The organism is Lactobacillus kullabergensis (assembly GCF_000967195.1).
Taxonomy (GTDB): domain Bacteria; phylum Bacillota; class Bacilli; order Lactobacillales; family Lactobacillaceae; genus Lactobacillus; species Lactobacillus kullabergensis.
In genome coordinates this window covers 1,198,533-1,215,816 of the sequence record NZ_KQ033871.1, presented here as the reverse complement: position 1 = coordinate 1,215,816, position 17,284 = coordinate 1,198,533, and the positions used below count along the sequence as shown (strand labels likewise).

Genomic DNA, 17,284 nt, shown 5'->3' with positions numbered 1-17,284 from the left:
TAAAAATGATATGACCCCCAAATTAGGATAAATTTGGGGGTCATTTTTATGTTCCACCTTGAGAGGTACCGATATATATAAAATCCAAGTTATTTAGTGCTAAATTTAATGGCGGTTTTAGATAGATCGATTGTGTAATCTGTATTTTCAAGAGGTCTTTTCGTCATTCCCTGGTCAGTTGAATAAATAATTAAGCAAAGCTTGCTTCCTGCCGGCATTGTGTAATAAGTTGGTTGTAATTTAAACTGCAAGTCATAAAACTCACCGGCTTTAATACTACTTGGCTTTTTCATATCTGCATAATTCTGCAGATTCATGTGCGCCTTGGTAATCAATTTGGCGTGAGTTAGTTTGTCAGGCATAAATTCTTGTAAAGAGTCAAGTTGAAAATGGAAGCCCAGTTCTTGTCCACCAGGCATTAAAATTTTGGGGGTAGGAGTCAAACGCTTGCGATCAGCAATTTCTACTAAAGCAACGGAAATCTGTCCTTTGTTAAGGCTGGATGAAACACTCAGCCGTATTTCCGGTCGTCCCACAATTGTTACTGGATGAATAAATTCATCGGTGGTAAAACGTAAACTGGCTTTTGCCCATTTTTCTTCACCACAAATAAATTGGTATTGCCAGTCATTGTCAGAAATTTTTGCCTTTTTAAATTCAGTTCCGCCTACATCAGTAAAAGTAAGTTTTTGCTTGCTGCAAGTATCTTTTATTAACTCATTATTGGAAGTAGGGAAATAAACAGTTTCGCTACCAATGTCATTACTCCAATCCTTTTCTTTGTGCCACTGATCTGCTTTTAGGTTATCTTGAATAAGCACAGTTGGCCACTGATTATAGGCGTTATTTTCAATGCCCAAGAGTTCATGAACCAGCCATAAGTTCATTAGGTCAGTAAAATCAATTGAAACCAAATTATTCATATTATAGTGCGGCCCTTGATGCAAAAAAAGATGGTGGGCAACAGGAAGGTTTTTGACTTTTTGCCAAATTTTATAGACATTCTTAGGCTTAACGTTCCAATCATTTAAGCCATGGACGCTAATCCAGGAACATTTAATATTATCAGTATGATGGCGATAGTTGCGTTTTTCCCAGAAATCTGAATACTGACCAGTCTTGCGATCGGCCTTTTCTAATAAAATCTTCTGCATTTCGTCAAACTTAGGTTTAATTTTTAAATAATCTCCAGCATCCCACAAGTTCGATTGACAAGTTTCTGCAAGCATATCCAGATCTTCACCTTGGCAATCTTCTGGTGCAATTACCAAGCCATGTTCACGGTAATAATCATACCAGGAAGAAATGGCAGCCTCAGAAATAACTGTTTTTAGGCCAGGTACACCCGTAGTAGCAATGGCTATTTGCAAAGTGCCTAAATAGGAACGACCAGTCATCCCAATTTTTTTATTACACCAAGTTGCTTTGGTTTCGTGCTGCCTTGTTCTATCAGTATAAGCAACGCGATCTCCGTGTAGCCATTCAATTATTTCCTTGGCACTTTCGGTTTCTTCTGGAGCACCAGTAATTCTAAGACCATCACTGCCCCGTGTTCCGATAGCACCAGCAAACACACTGGCAAAGCCACGAGCTAGCATATATTCGTTCAAACCGTAAGAAGATTTGCCGACAGCCTGTTCTACCGGTTTGTATGAGCTTTCACTATCCAGAGGCTTTTTGGCTTTAACAATTGCAGAAGCCTGATATTGTGGGTTAGTCCACTCAGTCGCATCAGTCAAATTTTCATCTACGTTGTGGTTGCGCTTTTCGTTATCAATGATGCCGCCAAAATAGGGGCTGGCAGTGTAAAGAGCGGGAACCGGTAAGGTTTCGCTTTCAATTGGACGAAATATTGTCGTTTGCAAAAGGTCACTTTTGCCATCACCGTCTGTGTCCAAATCACTTTCAACATAAACAACTTCACGGATTATCTTGCTGGTATCAAAAACAGGCATACTTTTACCATTAAAAAAGAGAAACTTATTCTGCGCAAATTCCGTTTTTCTATTGTAAAAATAGCCTTGACCAGCCATGACGTCTATTAACAGTTGTCCATTTTTAGCGCGCGTATTAAGCAAACGATAGAAAGCTTGAATAAGAGACTGCTTGTCATTAATTTTCTCAATATAAGGTAATGCCTGCTTTTTCATAAAAGCCAAAGGGTCATTTAGCTGATAATCGTAGCCAACATGATAGCCAAGAAGCTGCAATGCAACATTATAAAATTGATTAGAAGCAATTTCCTCGGGATTGGTATCTAAAAAAGCATTAAGAGGCTGGACACTTGAAACTGCAAACTCAGCTAATTTTGCTTTGCGAGCACTTTCGTCGCGGGGGCTAATCACTGCCACTGCATTTGCGATCAGCTCTCCTAAAAGATTGGAAAAAGAGCGTTTTTCATAATCTATTGGCAAAAATTTAATTTGCAATAATTCTTTAACTTCTGTTTTGTAATCAGTTTCCACATAAGCGTATTGGTTATACTTCATAAAATTCTCCTTTTTGTATTATTTTACCTGTTAACAATGATATTAGAAAGCTGATTAATAAAAAAGAAGGTACTGTTTTCAATACCTCCTTTTTAAATATTAAATTTATAACCAAACTTTTTCGTAAATTTTTTCATTAAAACCGCAGGTCAGTTTTTTACCTTCAACAACCAGAGGCCTTTTTATTAGTTTTCCATTTTTGGACATCATGTCAGCGGCATCTGCAATTGACATATCTGCAATTTGATCTTTAAGGTGTAATTTGCGATAGTCTTGACCGTGAGTGTTAAAAAAATATTTTAAGCCGCGATCTTGATGCTGGCTCAGCCATTCTACTAGATCTTCTTTTTTTGGCGGTTCTTCGACCAAATCTTGAAAATCGAACTCAACATTGTGCTCCGTCAGCCATTTTTGAGCAGCCCTTGAAGTAGAGCAACGCTTGTAACCATAGAATTTTATCATATTCATACTCTCCTTTACTTCAATTATAGCAATAAGACTGATAAACCAGAAGAGTAGAGTACTTTAAACTAACTGAAATCCAGTTCAAAGTCTTTACTAGTGAAAAGATGAACTTTGTTATTAAAAAGGTAATTCATTGCGATGCCTAATGCAATAGGTAACACGAAGAAAAGAACAGCAATTAATATAATATTAACCAAATTCGCTGGGCGATTTGCCATGGCGGCAATAGGGCCAATTAAACCTGAAAAGCCAAATCCTGCACTCATTGGTGTACCCTGAATTTGAAATACTGCGCCTAAGGCACCCATTATACCGGCATTAATTAAAAGCGGGATAAGTAATTTGGGATTAGTCATTAGATTAGCCATTTGCATTTTAGGAGAACCTAAGAAGTGGGCAATTGATGTACCAAAACTATTTGATTTCCAACCGAAAACAGCTAAAGAGAAAGCAACGGCTGTGATACCTAAATTGGCAGAACCGGAAGCTATGCCAGAAATGCTTATCGCGGTGGCAATACCGACTGAAGAAATAGGGGAAACGATAAGTAACCCAAATACTATTCCCATCAGCATACCCATAATAATTGGCTGCAATGCCGTCAATTTTTCAACTCCGACACCGATCAAACTAGTTAATTGGCCAACAGGGATGCGGGTAAGACAGCCAATTCCTCCAGCTATTAGCAGAACAAGTAATGGAACTAATAGAATTGTGTATGCTTTCAATTTCTTACCAAAAAACAAAACTAAGCCGTAAGCTATCATAATAGTAATGGCCGTATTAATAACGTCACCACTGCCCATAACCGCAACCTTGCCTTTGTTCATCACAAAGTTACCAGCTCCAGCTGTTGCCGCTAAGGCAATAGATGAAGTTTGGATGGGTGTTAATTTACCAGTCATACCAACACAGACGGCACTGATTGCTGGCAATAATGCCGAAGCAAAGGTGGTCAAAGCTAAAATAAAGCTTAATTGTGGCATGCTTGGCAAGAGTGCTTTTACCAACTGATTAATTAAGGCTCCAGGAATTAAAGCTACAACTATACCTGTTGATAAGCCATTTAGTGTATCTAACGTAATCTTTTTTAAAGTATTCATTTTACTCTCCCAATAAAAAACTCACACAGATGACGACAACTGTGTGAGTCTTCAGAGAAGAAAGTACTTAAATCTTTTAAACACACAATTGTCATGAAGATTGAACTGTGTGTCTAAGACAATGACAAACTAGGCACTCAGATCAAATAGCTGAAGTACCAGAAATAATATTTAACTTGCGGTTGATTAATTTTTTTAATTGCCGTCATAATCTTTACCTCTCATAAATATTTAAGCAATATCATAACTTAATAGCATAAAAAAAGCAAGAGAATTTTTAAAGAAAAAATTTCATTGGTATATCAAGCTTTAAGTATCTAATAGTCTTTTTATTGGGAAAGAAAAAGTTAGTTAATTATTAAAAAAATATTTTTTCTTTTTCAATTAGCAAAATAGCTTGCCAAGATTTGAATAATTTTTTTGAATAACAGGTCGGTAACGACTAAAATAATGGCAAGTAAAAATAATAATTCAGTTTTATAATAAAAAGATGTTTTATAATAAAAAGATATAGAAAGAAGTGTTTATTATCTCACTGTTTATTAATTGCATCAGTTTCTTAGGAGATTGGTTGTTGTTTGCCTTTCCTCTTTATCAGGGATTAATGGAGCTTTATGATTATGAATGGTTTTTGAAGGAATTTAACCAATCAAGTAAAGCACAACCAAAGATCTCTCCTTTGTACTGGATTATACCTATTGTCAAAATTTATCTTGAAAAACGGCGTGCAGTCAAGATTTTAGGTAGTATTATCAAAAATGAATCTGATTTGCGTACAGCTATGAGTTTTATTGATAAGGCTACTGCCTGGTATTTTGTTTCTCTTGGTGGCTGGCTAAAGATGGTATCTTCTCTATATGAATTTATCGGAGAACTTCATGAAGACAGCATTTTATTGCTGATTCTTGGAACAGTTGTTTTAACTTTTTTAGGAATTTTCTCAGGTTATTACCGGTTAAATCCTAAACGGCAAAGGGTGCTGATATCAAAAATCAAGAAAAATTAGCGATCAAAAAAAGAACTATAACACGCTTTGTTATAGCTCTTTTTTGAAAAATGATCCGGGTGAGATTCGAACCCACGACCCACGGTTTAGAAGACCGTTGCTCTATCCAGCTGAGCTACCAGACCGTCAGTTTTGCGTATTCCTGCGCAAGAACATTAACTATTATAGAGAAAAGTTGTTGTAATTGCAACCGGAAATTTCTTTTTTATCCAACTTATTTTTAAAGTCAAATAGATAATAAAGAAAGGAGTACAAATTGATTTGTTAATTGTATTTCATAATCTGTATAATAAAGAAAAGCGAAGAACGAAAGACAGGAAAATACATGAAACATAAAATTATAAAATTGATATCTCTACTGGGAGTTCTATTATTTTGTTTTGTTTCTGGACAAGAAGTAAAAGCCGATGTTGATTATGATATTGCTAAAAACATCACTACAGCTAAAGTTAACTCAGACGGCTCGTTGACGATGAAAAGGGCAATTACGTATAAATTCAACAGTTCTGCACATGGAGTTTTTTATCGACAAAATCTACAATCGAATCAGAAAATCGCTGATGCTTCAGTAAAAGTGGCAGATAACAACGACAAGGGTCGCAAAACAAATGATTATGATCTCAAAAGAAATAAAAAGGGATACCGTTTTAAAGTATTTCACAATATAAAGAGTAATAGTCGCTTTACTGTTACTTATTTTTATCGTATCACTAATGCCATTACCAATTACCGTGATGTAGCCGAACTTAATTTTAAAATTATTGGCGACGGTTGGGACACCGACTTAAACTATGTCAAAGCAAGCGTGATTTTTCCAGGTCCTGTAAAGGGTCTAAAAGCATGGGCCCACGGACCACTTGATGGACGTCTACAAGTTAATCCTCAAAAAGGAAAAATTGTCATGACAGCTGAAAATCTTGCTGGTGACATGGGTATTGAAGTTCATACTATTTTCCCTCCTAAAATCACTGCCGATAATCAAAATGTCAAAAATAAGAATCACCGCCAAGCAGTGATAAAGCAAGAGAAAAAATTAGCACAGGATACTTTATTAAATCAACAAAAAAGGGCAAAAAGGAGTCTTTTGCTAATTGCTTTGAGCTTAATTGCAGGACTTTTAGGTATCATTAAGGGCTTTAGAGCCCAAAAAATTGGTTTTATGCCCCGCAAGAGTCGTGAATTGGCTCATAACTATGAAATACCTGACGTGGATCCAATATTAGCTCAAATTTTGGATACCGCAAAGCAACCGGATAATCGCGCGTTTACTGCCTATTTGATGGAACTTGCAGCACAGAAAAAAATTAAGATTGAAGATTATAAAACCCATCTTAAAACTTATTATCGGATAACCGCGATAGACGAAAGCATAATTGACGAGAGCCGTTTAATGAAAACTCTTTTTAACAAAATTGGGGATGGAACTAGTTTTACCACTCAAGCCTTGAAAAAATATCATGGTAAGAAACTAGGAAGCGACTTTGATTTTTGGGCAGGAGATTATTTTGACAGCAAGGAAAAGCAAGTTTATTTGCCTGATTCATTAATAAATCGAAAAAATAAAAATATTGCTATCATAATTTTAATGATGGTCATCAGTTTTGCTGCTTCTGTAGTAGCATTAATGAGCTCACTTAAGTTTATTTTAGTGATAGTTTTTGGCGAAGCTTCGATCCTAATTTTGAGTTTACTGGCGCTGATTTTCAATATCAAACGTACCGGCATATATTCTGAAAAAGGAAAAATTGAAACCGAAAAGATACGTGGTTTCAAGAAAATGTTGAAAGATATCGGTAAGTTTAAGATGAAGGATGTGGGTGACATCATTTTATGGGAAGACATCATGCCTTATGCTGTTGCTTTTGGTTTAGCTAATAAAGTAATGAAACAGCTCAAAATCGAATTCACTCAAGAAGAATTGGCAAAGAGTGATTACTTTTACTATGGTTTTGCCTCTAATACCGGCAAAGATAGCTTTTCTGCCAACTTTGATTCTTGCTTTAACGACAGTATATCTACTGGTTCAAGCAGCTTTTCCAGTGGTTCATCCGGTGGCTTTGGTGGAGGTTCCGGTGGTGGAGCTTTCTAGTATAAGTTTTGATTTTAAGTCTAGCATAACGCTGGACTTTTTTGCTTTTGCTATACTTAAGTAAATAATATAAAGACAGGTAAAAATATGTTTGATTATCGCAATAATTTAATAAGGATTCTTAATCAGACTGCCGGAGATGAGAAGAGCCTTAAGAATGGCTTGGCTGCAATAAAACTGATCTTAGGTATGACCGATATGGATGAAAAAACCAATTCAACCGTAAAAGATAAAGATACTGTAGATGTTGATTTACAGCAGCTTAATTTATTATTAAAAAGTCTAACGCGACTAATTAATAATCCGACAAACATTTTAGCTAAAAATACAGTGCTTTCGGCTACGCAGAAATTAACGCTAGCTCAAGGTATCAATACAGAGTACCGTCAAAATTTAGTTGATTTAAAAGAAGCAATTAAATCTATTCAGGCTCCAAAAGATTTAATCGATAAAAAAGTTTTTGAACAGGCACTTGAAACGCCAAAAGCTCCTAAGAGAGATTACCGTAAAGGAAAGCGGTATACAGTGGTTCGATTATTGTCAGGCTGTGATTTGATTAATGACAGTAATAGAACCGTTTATACGTTAAAAGAATCACAGATCCATTCCTTGAATTTGAAAAGCGGGGATATTGTTGAAGCTGTGCCAGAAGAAAAAAGTTCTCATTATGAAGCGACTATTTTAAGAATTGTTGGCTATCGTGATCTGCCCAGTATGGAAGTTGATTCTATTTCAACTTTTAAGTATGCAGTAGTGCAGGGGAGAACCGGACATCTGGCTATTTCACGTAATGCTCAAGGCAAGAAACTACGAGTTCATGGTAAAGCAGTTCTTTTACCAGTTGATTCAAGTAAATATTGGGACGAAAATATTAAGTTAGTTGATGGTTCAATAGTAGACTTAGCATGGTATGATGGGGATGTGCGTCTGAAAAAGAATCCGGCTGAGGCAATTCAAATTCGCTGGATTTATCAAATTGAACAGTCAAGGCAAACTAGTGCAAATAAAAAGAAAAAGAGTGGCACTGAATCAAAGAAAGCTGATTTGCCTAAATTAGCAATGGATCTGCATTATCAAAGGGTCGGAATTGCCATTGGTAATAATCAAAATGAGGCTATGCTTGAAGGAATAGTTAATCGTTATGACGGAATTCCAATTCCCATTGATGCTTTTCAGGGCAAGAAAAAAGTAATTGAAAACCAAATCAAAGATCTGGATATCGTGATTTTGGTGACAGCTTATGCTGCCCATGACAGTACTTGGAATATCAGAGAATTTGCCAGTAAATACCATATCAAGTTTGCCGTTAGTTCAAGTAAAGGTTATCAAGCGTTTGAGCGAGCATTATATCGGGCTGAAAAAGGTCTACCAGCATACGAAGGCAATCAGACTATTAGATACGAACTTGCTGAACAGTAATATTTATAATTTCTTAATAATTTAAGAAAAATTCCTCTGAGTTATAGTTTAAGCGATTTTAAGAATGATCAAGCATAACCAAAACCCATATTCCTTGCATAATCTAGCTGCTTTCCTGTAAAATGTAAAATAACAATTTTATGGAAGGAAGATGAGATGGACTCACAAAAGCAAACCCATACCTGGCAATACTGGCTCTTTTTCTTGGCTGGTCTGGAAATAATCACAATATCAATTAACTTCTTTTATGCTCCAATAAATGTTGCTGCTGGTGGCTCGACTGGAATCTCAATATTGATTGATGCTGTTTGGGGAATTAACCGTTCAATTTCGGTATTTGTGGTTAATGGCTTAATGTTAATTTTAGCTGCCGTCTTTTTAGGCAAACAAACGTTAAAAAAAGTTGCATTGGGCAGTCTTTTAGTACCTGTCTTAATGGCAATTACCCCTAGCTTTAAACTAACTTCAAATAATATGCTGGCGGTAATTTATGGTGGGGTTTTAATGGGCATTGGTGTTACAATGCTCTACCGGATTAACGCTTCATCTGGCGGGACCACAATTCCGCCACTAATTATAAAAAAATATTTTTATGTTGACCCTGCTATATCGCTTATGGTCATTGATATGTCGGTCATTGTACTGAACATTTTTGTTGATGGAACTGAAGCATTTTTACTGGCAGCTTTTTCTCAGGTCATTACTACTATTACTATGCGATATACTGAAACTGGTTTTGATAAAAAATATCAAGTGCGCATAATGAGTAACACTAAATTAGATAAAATTAGGCAAATGCTCCAGCAGGATTACGATGGCCTGACTGTTTATAACGTTGTGGGTGGTTACAGTGACCAAGATAAGCAGCAATTAGTTATAATTGTTGATACTAATGAGTATGGTCAATTAGTTGCCAAAGCCCGCGAAATTGACAGTGAAGCATTTATTGTTACCGAAAATATTGCTAAAGTACACGGTGGTAAGTGGCAGATTTAATGCCAATTTACCCAATAAAAAGGGTATTTTTTATTGCCAACTAGACTTAAGAGTAGTATTATGTAGTAGTTGTATTTGTGGGTTCCTCCACATCTGCAACCGCACATTTCGGGGTAATAAGTCTTTTACGGAGCACCTCGATTGGCGAGTCTAAGTAAATTTTGGAGGGTAGTAAATGTACGCAATTATTAAAACCGGTGGCAAGCAATATAAAGTTGCTGAAGGCGATAGTGTTTTTGTTGAAAAGCTTGATGCTGAAGAAGGCAAAGAAGTTACTTTTGATGAAGTAGTTCTTACTTCCGATGGCAAAGATGTTAAAGTTGGTACACCGTTAGTTAAAGGTGCTAAAGTTGTTGCTAAAGTTGAAAAGCAAGGCAAGGAAAAGAAAGTAGTTACTTTCAAGTACAAGCCTAAGAAGCACTCACATTCAAAATATGGTCACCGTCAACCTTATACTAAGGTTACAGTTGAAAAAATTGAATTAAACTAGAGGTGAAGTAATGATGAATATTTTAAATCTTAAATTATTAGCCCACCACAAGGGTGGAGGTTCTACTGCCAATGGTCGTAATTCAGCTGGACGTCGTTTAGGCGCTAAAGCTGCAGATGGTCAAACCATTCATGCTGGTTCAATTATTTATCGTCAACGTGGTACAAAGATTCACCCTGGTAAGAATGTTGGTCAGGGTGGAGACGATACTTTATTTGCCTTAGTAAATGGAGTAGTTAAATTTGAGCGGAAAGATAAATACAGAAAACAAGTTTCTGTTATTCCGGTTGAAGAAGAAGCTAAGTAATTTAGTTCTTAAACAAGAAGACGAAAAGCATATGCTTCTCGTCTTTTTTCTGTTTTAATTTAGTAAAAATAAGTTAGTATTGTATCTCTTTTTAGGGTTAAAATTAAGTTAAAGATTGATATACAGGAGATTATGGGTATGACTGAGAAGGAAGAACTATTAACGCTGCTTAACAGGCGAATAAATAAGGTTACCGAACTAATTAAAAAACGTAATGCCGATGGACTGTTAATTTTTAACCAAGCAAATTATCGTTACCTGACTAATTTTACTGGTGAAGAAGCTCAATTGATTTTAACTTCAAAAGGAGATCGAATTTTACTTTCTGACTCACGATTTGACGATCAGATTAAAGCCGAGGCCCCCGGTGAAATTAGGGTGGTAATGAAAAAAGAAGGTCAAGACCTTGAAATTTCTAAACAATTAAAAGAGGCAAATTTAAAAAAAGTTTTAATTGAAGGTGAATTCGTTTCTGCAGTTGAGTTTGCAAACTTGCAAAGATTGAACCCTGGTATCGATTTCGAAATATGCGAGGAACTAGTCGAACAAGTCCGTAATGTTAAAGACGCACTTGAATTAGAAACGTTGCGTAAAGCGATTAATATCTCAATGGATAGCTTTAATGAAATATTGCCTTTGATTAAGCCAGGTGCTGTTGAGCGAAAAATCGGAGCAAAATTAGATTACTACTTTAAAATTAATGGCGGTGATGGTCCTAGCTTTGATACTATTATTGCCTCAGGGGTGCGTTCTGCATGGGCTCATGGTGTTGCCAGCGATAAAATGATTGAAGATGGCGATATGGTTGTAATTGATTTTGGCGCGTTTTACCATGGTTATGCTGCTGATATTACCAGAACTGTTGCTGTTGGCAAAGTTGACCAGGAAATGCACAAAATTTATGAAATTGTGCATGAAGCACAAAGGCGTGGTATTGAAGCTGCTATTGCAGGCAATCATGGCAGTGATGTTGATCGAGCAGCCAGAAGTTACATTACAGAACAAGGATATGGAGAGTATTTTGGTCATGGGATTGGTCATGGCATCGGATTAGAAATACATGAATTATGTCAACCTGCCTTACCTTTTGGCAAACAAGAACTTGTTAATAACATGGTTCATACAGTTGAGCCAGGAATTTATTTGCCAAATAAAGGCGGTGTTAGAATTGAAGATGACATTTTAATTCATAATCAAACCCCTGAGACACTTTCTACTTTACCTAAAGACAACTTAATTTCTTTATAAAAGATAAATAATAATTATAGTAAAATCGCTTACTAATTGGTAAGATAATATTATGGAGATGAGGTACTCAATATGACAATGATTTCAGTAAATGAATTTAAAAATGGTTTGACTATCAAGTATAATAATGACTTATGGCGTATAGTTGAATTTCAACATGTTAAACCAGGTAAGGGTAGTGCATTTGTTCGCTCAAAGCTAAAGAGTTTGAACACAGGTGCTGTACAGGAGTATACTTTCCGCTCTACTGCAAAAGTTGAAACTGCAGAAATAGAAACAAAATCTATGCAGTACCTATATAATGATGGCGCCAGTTACGTTTTTATGGACACTAACACTTATGATCAGTTGGCAATTCCTAATGAACAAGTAAAAGATGAAGCCAAGTTTTTAAAGGAAAATATGAATGTAAGTGTAATTATGCATGATGGCAAAACCTTAGGAATTCAGTTGCCGAATACTGTTGAATTGACGGTTGCCAAAACTGAGCCTAATATTAAAGGTGATACTTCATCAGGTGGTGGAAAGCCTGCAACTATGGAAACGGGTCTAGTAGTAAACGTACCTTTCTTTATTAATGAAGGAGACGTTTTAGTAATTAATACTGTCGATGGTACATACGTATCTCGCGCAAATAAATAAATTTTCGAGGTAAAAAAAATGGCAGATAGTTCAAAAATTGTCTTAGATGATCAAAATAACGGCGAAGAAATTGAAATTGATCCTAGTGTTCTTGAAGTTATTATGGGCATCGCTGCCGAAAAAGTAGATGGAGTTGCCGAAATGCACGGTGACGTCAAATCCGGAATTAACCGCGTTTTAGGAAGAGAAGATCGTGGCAGAGGCGTGTCTGTTAATATTGATGATGAACATAACTTGATTGCCGATGTTTATGTCAGTATTGAAGCTGGTAAAAATGTGCCTGAAATAGCAATGGATTTGCAAAAGACTTTAAAGCAACAGGTTTTACAGATGACCGATTTAACTCTTAGTGAAATTAACGTGCATGTTACCGGACTTGAATTTCCAGACGATGATAATGAAGATGGTAGCGGAACCTCTCAGCTATTTTCCGATATAGATGAAAAGGGTAAAAATGAATCAACACGAGAGTCGTAGAGTCGCAATGCAAGCCGTTTATTTGTCTAATCAGGACTTAAAATATACGGCTAATGAAGTTGAAGCTAAAACTGTCGCAATGCTTGATTTAAAAGTACTTTCTGCCTATTCAAAAGAATTAATTGAGGGTGTTATAGAAAAACGGGATGAATTAAAGGGTGAACTTGCCAGCTATTTGAAAAAGAACTGGCGAATTAATCGTATTAATCAAATTTCGTTGGCCATTTTGGAAGTTGCTTTGTATGAAATTAAATACAGTAAAGAAATTGAGCCAAAAGCTGCGGTAAATGAAGCTTTGAACTTATGTGATGAGTTTGCTGATCCTAAAGATAAGCCATTTGTTAATGGTATGCTGGCAAATTTTATCTAAAAATAACTTATAGTCGGCTTTATGCCGACTATTTTTTTAAAAAGGGAATAAAAATGGGTCAACTTTTAGACGGTAAGCATTTAGCTAATATTCGCGCTAACGTTCTTCAAAAACAAGTTTTAAATTTGAAGAAGGCAGGCATACAACCTCAATTTTGCGTAATTAATATTGGTAATGATCCAAGTAGCAAAATCTACTTAAAAACCAAAAAAAGAAGAGCAGATCAAATTGGTATTAAGCAAAAATTATTTCAATTACCGTCTAATGTGACACAAAAAAATTTATTAGAGTTAATTGATCGCCTAAATAATGAAAAGGATGTCAATGGTATTATGATTCAGTTGCCAGTACCGAAACAAATCATTTTAAATGAAGCTCTAGCTGCTATTGACCCAGATAAGGATGTTGATTGTCTTACTCCAGCAAATGTAGGTCGCTTGTGGCAAGGAGATCATTTTGTTGAACCCGCAACTGCACACGGTATTTTGGCTTTATTAGATTACTATCATATTAATTTAAAAGGAAAAAATGCAGTTATTATAGGTAGAAGCAGCATTGTGGGGAAACCTTTAGCTGCATTATTGCTTGAAAAAGATGCGACTGTTTCAATATTGCATTTAAAAACAAAGAATTTGACCGAGTATACCAAAAAAGCAGATATCTTGGTTTCAGCAACAGGAGAACATAATTTAGTAACTGCTGATATGATTAAGAAAAATGCAGTTATTATAGATGTAGGGATAAGTCGATTTAATGGCAAAATAGTTGGAGACGTTGATTTTGAGCATGTTGCTCCAATTGCGAGTTTCATAACTCCAGTTCCAGGTGGAATTGGTCCTCTTACGGTTGAGTCTCTTATGGAGCAAGTTATTCAGTTGACGAGGAGAAATAATGGAAAGTAGTAAGTACCTAACAGTTTCGGATTTAAATTACTATATAACCCAAAAATTTAAAAACGATCCTTATTTACATAAAGTTTTTCTTCAAGGTGAATTGTCTAATTTTCGTTATCGGCGTAATTCACATCAGTATTTTTCGCTAAAAGATGAAAAATCGAAGATAAATGTTGTCATGTTTCGGTCATATTTTGATAAAGTGAAATTTAAGCCTGAAGAAGGCATGAAAGTATATGTAACTGGCTACGTTAGCGTATATGGGCCACAAGGCTCTTACCAATTTTATGCCGAATCTATGGAGCCTGCAGGATTAGGGGCATTATATGAACAATTACAGCAACTGCAAAAAAAGCTGGCTAGTGAGGGGCTTTTTGATCAGAGATTTAAAAAACCACTTCCCCATTATCCAGATTACATTGCTGTTGTAACAAGTGCTTCTGGTGCAGTAATCCATGATATTTTAGTAACTGTTAATAGGAGATTTCCTCATGCAGAAGTAGATTTGTTTCCTGCTCAAGTTCAGGGAGGCTCTGCTGCTGATTCATTAATAGCGTCAATGAAGCAAATAGCTCAGTTTAAAGACAAATATGACGTTATGATCATTGGTAGAGGTGGTGGATCGCTTGAAGATTTATGGCCTTTTAATGAGGAAAGCGTAGTACGACAAGTATTTGATATGAAAATGCCGGTTATTTCCTCTGTCGGCCACGAAACTGACACTACACTATGTGATTTAGTTGCTGACGTAAGAGCAGCGACTCCAACCGCTGCAGCCGAATATGCTACTCCGAACTTACCAGATGAATTGATAAATATTCGCCAAATGCAAAATAGTCTGGTTTCCAGTATGCAAAACATTATTAGAGCCCGCCGTGATGTTTTAAACCGTATCGATAATTCAGTTATCATGAGAGAGCCCGCAAGACTTTATGATGAGCAAGCACAAACTTTAGATCTTTTGCGAGACAGACTTCATAATGATATGGTGCGGCAGCTGGAACGCAAACGGCATAATTACCAGTTGGCAAAACAAAGTCTTGTTACAGTCAGCCCTAATAAAAAAATCAAGTCTTTTTTGCAGCAAACAGATTTTTATGACCAGAGGTTAGTTGCTAATACAGAACATTTTTTACAGGCAAAACGTAATGTTTTTGGCCAAACAGAACAACAACTTAACGATTATGATCCCGACAGAATTTTACGAAGAGGATATGCGTATGTTAAAGACCAGAAGAATAAAATGGTCAATTCTGTAAGTCAAATTGCGGTTAAAGATGAAATCAGCATCAAATTTCAAGATGGTTTAGCAACAGCAGTTATCAGTTCAATAAGGAGAGAAAAAAATGGCAACCAAGAAAAATAATTTTGAAGAGGAATTGACTGAATTACAAACAATTGTTAATAACTTGGAAAATGGGGATATTCCTCTAGAAGACGCTCTTGAACAATTTCAAACTGGAGTAAAATTAAGTCGTAATTTAAATAAAAAATTAACTGAAGCCGAAGAAACAGTAGCTAAGTTAATTGATAGTGATGGAACAGAACATAAGCTTGATCCTAATGATGCTGCTGCCCCAGAAAAGTAGAGAAGATTTGAAATGAATTTTAAAGAATTTAAAGAAAAATGGACTCCGATAGTAGATGATTACTTAAAAGGGCATTTAACAAGCGAAGTTTCTGACAAGAAAATAAGTCAGATTATGTCCTATTCAGTAATGGCTGGAGGCAAAAGGTTACGTCCCTTACTTTTTTTGGCAACGCTTGACGCACTAAAAGTAAAAATAAATGAGGAAGAAGTCAGGATTGCAAGTGGAATTGAGCTGATTCACACTTATTCGTTAATTCATGATGACCTGCCGGCTATGGATAATGACGATTATCGGAGAGGAAAATTAACAAGTCACAAAAAATGGGGTGAGGCTGAAGCCATTCTTGCTGGAGATGCTTTATTACCAATGGGTATTGAATGGATTTCTGATGGCAGTAATTCAGTCAAATTAGTTAAAATAATTACCCAAGCTGTTGGTCCTAACGGCATGGTTGGTGGACAATATTTAGATATTGATTCTACTAATAATGATAGTGTCGCAAACAATTCTGCATTTATTAATAAAATGGAATGGTTAAAAACAGGTTGCTTAATTAAAGCGTGTGTTGCAATGGCAGTTGAATATGGTGATGCTAATTCTTCTCAAAAAAAGACGCTAATTCAGTTTGCTGAAGATTTTGGAAGATCATATCAAATTTATGATGATTTAGTAGATGTGGTTGAAACTTCTGCAGAGGCGGGTAAAAAAACTCATAAAGATTTAGAAAGCGGCAAAAATAATACCTTGACTTTGCTTGGTATTTCAAGAAGTCGTAAAGAGCTGACTGACTTAATGATTGATGCTCAAAAATGCTTAAAATCTGTTGATGCGAATGTTTTAGCTGGATTTCTTGATTTATATAAAAAGGTATTGTAAATGGTCAAAGAAAGAGCGGATGTATTATTAGTCAGACGAGGCATGTTTCATTCTCGAACTCAGGCTCAACGGGCGATCATGGCAGGGTTAGTATCAGATCATAATCATCAGAGAATTGATAAAAGTGGTACTAACTTACCGGTTGATGAAAAGTTTTTTGTAAAAAAATCGGATAAAAAGTATGTCTCAAGGGGTGGTTTTAAACTGGCTAAGGCCTTAAGATCTTTTCAAATTGACTTGACCAATAAAATTTGCCTAGACATCGGTGCTTCTACTGGGGGATTTACTGATGTCGCTTTACAAAATAAGGCTAAGATGGTTTATGCCCTCGATGTAGGATACAATCAACTTGCTTGGCAATTGCGTGATGATCCGCGCGTTATAGTAATGGAGAAGCAAAATTTTCGTTACAGTAAGCCTGAAGATTTTACTCATGGTCAACCTGATTTTGCAATGACTGATGTTTCCTTTATTTCTTTAGATTTAATTATGCCGCCAATGTTTCAGATTCTAAAAGATAAATGTGAAGCTGTTTGTCTGATAAAGCCTCAATTTGAAGCTGGTCCAGAACATGTCGGTAAACATGGCATAGTACATGATCATGATGTCCATTGTGCCGTTATCAGACATACCATTGATCAGGCAAGGGCTAATGGCTTTAACGTGCTCAGCCTTGATTATTCACCAATAAAAGGTGGTAAAGGCAATATTGAGTTTTTGATACATCTACAAAAAGACGAAAAAGATGGTGGTAAATTAATATGGTCTGGGAACCCAGAAGATATAGTTACTCAGGCTGTTGCCAATCTTTAGGAGAAAAAA

18 protein-coding genes, 1 tRNA gene and 1 other annotated feature are annotated in these 17,284 nt (G+C 36.0%); of the genes, 15 read left to right on the top strand and 4 right to left on the bottom strand.

Going from position 1 to position 17,284, the window contains the following annotated elements; all coding sequences use genetic code 11:
- Window positions 1-89: 89 nt before the first annotated feature.
- The 3 genes from JF76_RS06225 to JF76_RS06215 all read right to left on the bottom strand — a co-directional run bounded on the left by JF76_RS06225 (window position 90) and on the right by JF76_RS06215 (window position 4,057).
- Complete coding sequence (locus JF76_RS06225; protein WP_045928280.1) at window positions 90-2,489, bottom strand: Xaa-Pro dipeptidyl-peptidase; 2,400 nt, start codon at window positions 2,487-2,489, stop codon at window positions 90-92.
- Window positions 2,490-2,594: 105 nt separating this feature from the next.
- On the bottom strand, window positions 2,595-2,951 hold the full coding sequence (locus JF76_RS06220; protein ID WP_045928279.1) for an arsenate reductase family protein: 357 nt from the start codon (window positions 2,949-2,951) through the stop codon (window positions 2,595-2,597).
- A gap of 68 nt (window positions 2,952-3,019) precedes the next feature.
- Entirely contained in the window at window positions 3,020-4,057 is a 1,038-nt protein-coding gene (locus JF76_RS06215; RefSeq protein ID WP_045928278.1) for a PTS sugar transporter subunit IIC, read from the bottom strand.
- Between the two features lie 574 nt (window positions 4,058-4,631).
- Here JF76_RS06215 and JF76_RS06210 point away from each other — a divergent pair.
- Window positions 4,632-5,063 (top strand): hypothetical protein, encoded by a 432-nt coding sequence (locus JF76_RS06210; protein WP_052697083.1) that lies wholly within the window; start codon window positions 4,632-4,634, stop codon window positions 5,061-5,063.
- Between the two features lie 51 nt (window positions 5,064-5,114).
- Here JF76_RS06210 and JF76_RS06205 read toward each other — a convergent pair.
- Window positions 5,115-5,188, bottom strand: a tRNA-Arg gene (locus JF76_RS06205).
- Window positions 5,189-5,388: 200 nt separating this feature from the next.
- Here JF76_RS06205 and JF76_RS06200 point away from each other — a divergent pair.
- The 14 genes from JF76_RS06200 (at window position 5,389) to JF76_RS06135 (ending at window position 17,275) form a co-directional block, all read left to right on the top strand.
- Window positions 5,389-7,152: a DUF2207 domain-containing protein gene (locus tag JF76_RS06200; RefSeq protein WP_045928277.1), complete on the top strand. Its 1,764-nt coding sequence runs from the start codon at window positions 5,389-5,391 to the stop codon at window positions 7,150-7,152.
- 87 nt (window positions 7,153-7,239) lie between these two features.
- On the top strand, window positions 7,240-8,571 hold the full coding sequence (locus JF76_RS06195) for a DUF2325 domain-containing protein (RefSeq protein ID WP_045928276.1): 1,332 nt from the start codon (window positions 7,240-7,242) through the stop codon (window positions 8,569-8,571).
- Between the two features lie 156 nt (window positions 8,572-8,727).
- Complete coding sequence (locus JF76_RS06190) at window positions 8,728-9,567, top strand: YitT family protein (protein ID WP_045928275.1); 840 nt, start codon at window positions 8,728-8,730, stop codon at window positions 9,565-9,567.
- Between the two features lie 87 nt (window positions 9,568-9,654).
- Window positions 9,655-9,729: a sequence feature (ribosomal protein L21 leader region), on the top strand.
- 13 nt (window positions 9,730-9,742) lie between these two features.
- The gene (gene rplU, locus JF76_RS06185; protein WP_034981345.1) at window positions 9,743-10,057 is read left to right on the top strand and encodes a 50S ribosomal protein L21; all 315 of its coding nucleotides are present in this window, start codon (window positions 9,743-9,745) and stop codon (window positions 10,055-10,057) included.
- A 13-nt stretch (window positions 10,058-10,070) separates the two neighbouring features.
- Window positions 10,071-10,364, top strand: coding sequence for a 50S ribosomal protein L27 (rpmA, locus tag JF76_RS06180; protein ID WP_034981396.1), 294 nt, complete (start codon window positions 10,071-10,073; stop codon window positions 10,362-10,364).
- 138 nt (window positions 10,365-10,502) lie between these two features.
- Entirely contained in the window at window positions 10,503-11,612 is a 1,110-nt protein-coding gene (locus JF76_RS06175) for a M24 family metallopeptidase (protein ID WP_045928274.1), read from the top strand.
- Between the two features lie 72 nt (window positions 11,613-11,684).
- On the top strand, window positions 11,685-12,254 hold the full coding sequence (efp, locus tag JF76_RS06170) for an elongation factor P (protein ID WP_045928273.1): 570 nt from the start codon (window positions 11,685-11,687) through the stop codon (window positions 12,252-12,254).
- An 18-nt stretch (window positions 12,255-12,272) separates the two neighbouring features.
- Window positions 12,273-12,731 carry an Asp23/Gls24 family envelope stress response protein gene (locus JF76_RS06165; protein WP_045928272.1) on the top strand — a complete coding sequence of 153 codons (459 nt, stop codon included), beginning with the start codon at window positions 12,273-12,275 and terminating at the stop codon, window positions 12,729-12,731.
- Window positions 12,709-13,101, top strand: a complete 393-nt coding sequence (gene nusB / locus JF76_RS06160) for a transcription antitermination factor NusB (RefSeq protein WP_045928271.1) — start codon at window positions 12,709-12,711, stop codon at window positions 13,099-13,101. Before JF76_RS06165 ends, nusB begins: the two co-directional genes overlap by 23 nt.
- Window positions 13,102-13,154: 53 nt before the next feature.
- Window positions 13,155-14,003, top strand: a complete 849-nt coding sequence (locus JF76_RS06155; protein WP_045928270.1) for a tetrahydrofolate dehydrogenase/cyclohydrolase catalytic domain-containing protein — start codon at window positions 13,155-13,157, stop codon at window positions 14,001-14,003.
- Window positions 13,993-15,360 (top strand): exodeoxyribonuclease VII large subunit, encoded by a 1,368-nt coding sequence (xseA, locus tag JF76_RS06150; RefSeq protein WP_045928269.1) that lies wholly within the window; start codon window positions 13,993-13,995, stop codon window positions 15,358-15,360. The genes JF76_RS06155 and xseA overlap by 11 nt, the downstream gene beginning before the upstream one ends.
- Window positions 15,341-15,583 (top strand): exodeoxyribonuclease VII small subunit, encoded by a 243-nt coding sequence (locus tag JF76_RS06145; protein ID WP_045928268.1) that lies wholly within the window; start codon window positions 15,341-15,343, stop codon window positions 15,581-15,583. The genes xseA and JF76_RS06145 overlap by 20 nt, the downstream gene beginning before the upstream one ends.
- Before the next feature lie 12 nt (window positions 15,584-15,595).
- The gene (locus tag JF76_RS06140; protein ID WP_045928267.1) at window positions 15,596-16,462 is read left to right on the top strand and encodes a polyprenyl synthetase family protein; all 867 of its coding nucleotides are present in this window, start codon (window positions 15,596-15,598) and stop codon (window positions 16,460-16,462) included.
- On the top strand, window positions 16,463-17,275 hold the full coding sequence (locus JF76_RS06135) for a TlyA family RNA methyltransferase (protein WP_045928266.1): 813 nt from the start codon (window positions 16,463-16,465) through the stop codon (window positions 17,273-17,275). It begins immediately after the preceding gene.
- Window positions 17,276-17,284 lie beyond the last annotated feature (9 nt).